The organism is Actinomadura kijaniata NBRC 14229 (assembly GCF_001552175.1).
GTDB classification, from domain to species: Bacteria; Actinomycetota; Actinomycetes; order Streptosporangiales; family Streptosporangiaceae; genus Spirillospora; species Spirillospora kijaniata.
Genome location: NZ_BCQR01000331.1, coordinates 1 through 1,562, shown reverse-complemented (window position 1 = coordinate 1,562; position 1,562 = coordinate 1). Strand labels below are relative to the sequence as shown.

General features: G+C 73.4%; 2 protein-coding genes. Both read left to right on the top strand.

The annotated features are described in order from the left end of the window. A partial coding sequence (locus AKI01S_RS48560) for a CoA transferase subunit A (protein WP_157420776.1) occupies window positions 1-491 on the top strand: 491 nt, incomplete at its 5' end. Next, entirely contained in the window at window positions 491-1,141 is a 651-nt protein-coding gene (locus tag AKI01S_RS48555) for a 3-oxoacid CoA-transferase subunit B (RefSeq protein ID WP_067833918.1), read from the top strand. The genes AKI01S_RS48560 and AKI01S_RS48555, both read left to right, overlap by 1 nt. Window positions 1,142-1,562 lie beyond the last annotated feature (421 nt).

Here is a 1,562-nt window from a genome sequence, read left to right as displayed (position 1 = left end):
TGATCCCCCAGGGCACGCTCGCCGAGCGGCTGCGCGCCGGCGGGGTGGGGGTCCCCGCCTTCTACACGCCGGCCGGGGTCGGCACGCAGATCGCCGACGGCGGCCTGCCGTGGCGCCACGACGCCCTGGGGGAGGTGGCGGTGGCCTCCCCGCGCCGCGAGACCCGCCTGTTCGACGGCCGCGAGTACGTCCTGGAACCGGCGATCACCTGCGATTTCGCCCTCGTCCACGCCGCCCGCGGCGACCGGCACGGCAACCTGGTCTTCCGCCGCTCGGCCGCCAACTTCAACCCCCTGGCCGCGATGGCCGGGCGCGTCACCATCGCCGAGGTCGAGGAGCTGGTCGAGCCGAGGGAACTGGACCCCGACCAGGTCCACCTGCCCGGCGTGTTCGTCCAGCGCGTCGTCGCGCTCACCCCCGAGCAGGCCGCCGACAAGCCCGTCGAGCGCCGCACCGTCACCGGACCGGCCCCCGAGAGGACCCCGCGCTGATGCCCTGGACCCGCCAGCAGATGGCCGCCCGCGCCGCGGCCGAGCTCACCGACGGCAGCTACGTCAACCTCGGCATCGGGCTGCCCACGCTCATCCCCAACCACCTCCCGCCGGGCGTGCGCATCGTCCTGCACTCGGAGAACGGCATCCTCGGCACCGGCCCCTACCCGGCCGCCGACGAGGTCGACCCCGACCTGATCAACGCGGGCAAGGAGACCGTCACGGTCCTGCCGGGCGCCTGCTTCTTCGACTCGGCGCTGTCGTTCGGCATGATCCGCGGCGGCCACATCGACATCGCCGTCCTCGGCGCGATGCAGGTCTCGGCCCGCGGCGACCTGGCCAACTGGATGATCCCCGGCAAGATGGTCAAGGGCATGGGCGGCGCGATGGACCTGGTGCACGGCGCCCGCCGCGTGCTGGTCCTGACCGAGCACACCGCACGGGACGGCAGCCCCAAGATCGTCGCCGAGTGCGGCCTGCCGCTCACCGGCGTCGGCTGCGTCCAGCGGATCATCACCGACCTGTGCGTCCTGGACGTCACCCCCGAGGGACTGCGGCTCGTGGAGAGCGCGCCCGGCGTCACCCCGGACGACGTCAGGGCCTCGACCGGCGCGCCGGTCGCCGTCCCCGAGCACGTCCGAGGCGTCTGATCACCCCTGACCGCCCGTAGGGCCTTCACCCATCCCACGGCGACGACACGAAGGCTCTACGGGCACCCGGGCCGGACGGCCGCCCGCACCAGAGGCGGTAGCTGGGCGGCCGTCCCCGCCGGCCTTCCGCGCCCCGCCCCGCCCCGTCAACGGTGTGTGGTCCGTCCACTGGTCCGGCGCCGAAATGTGGGCGTCGTTCACGTAGCCCCTGATACGGCCAGCACCTAACGTTCCCTGTCACAGCCGCGCACGTGACTCAGATCACTTCCAGCGCCCATCCGTGACCGTTCACCCCTCACACCGGTCCCACCGCGACCCAGGAAGCAGCGATCCCATGACCGACGACACCATCTCCGCACCTCGACCGGCCCGTCCGGGCGGCATCGGCCGCGTGGTCGGCGCCAGCCTGATCGGCACGACC